Here is a 602-nt window from a genome sequence, read left to right as displayed (position 1 = left end):
ACGTTGCCCACAATTTCAGAAAAAACCTGAACACAAAAATGACAAGAGAATATTTAAGTAAAAATCCGAAAGAATTGTTCTGGTTATTTTGGTTAGGAATTCCGTTTTTGATTTGGATTTACTCAATCGGAATTGAACTGAATAAGAAAACCCCTGAAAGCGGAAAACTGAATAAAATAATTATGATTGGACTTGTTGCTTATCCGATTATCTATGTTCCTATTGGATTAACTTTGCTTATATCTGGAATTGCGGATATGAATGCAATTTTGCCTTTTCATTTCGGAGCAATGGTTTGTGTGTTTATACTAATGATTTTGACATCAATCACTATAATAAAATTTGAAAAAGCCGAAAAATTAAAACAATCAAATGGAATTGGGTTGTTTTTTGGAATTTGGTATTTTATAATTGGAGTTTGGTACATACAACCGAAATTGAATGAATATATAAAACGGATAAAATAAAAAACTGTGGGCAACACCGTATAAAAAAAATTGCTAGTTTTAGCTAAACCAAAGTTAGTTGCTTGTTTGTTAGCTTCTGATTTTCCTTCGGAAAATCCTCGCACAAACACGCAACTTTCCTTATACATAAACGTT

At 31.1% G+C, this 602-nt stretch carries 1 protein-coding gene; it reads left to right on the top strand.

The window, feature by feature from the left end:
• Window positions 1–467 (top strand): hypothetical protein (locus ACFQ1R_RS11685; protein WP_379926408.1); only part of this gene is annotated, 467 nt, incomplete at its 5' end.
• Between the last annotated feature and the right edge of the window lie 135 nt (window positions 468–602).

Source organism: Mariniflexile jejuense, from assembly GCF_042675665.1.
GTDB classification, from domain to species: domain Bacteria; phylum Bacteroidota; class Bacteroidia; order Flavobacteriales; family Flavobacteriaceae; genus Mariniflexile; species Mariniflexile jejuense.
Note: the sequence above shows the minus strand (reverse complement) of the source record. Positions and strands in the feature narration are given on the sequence as shown.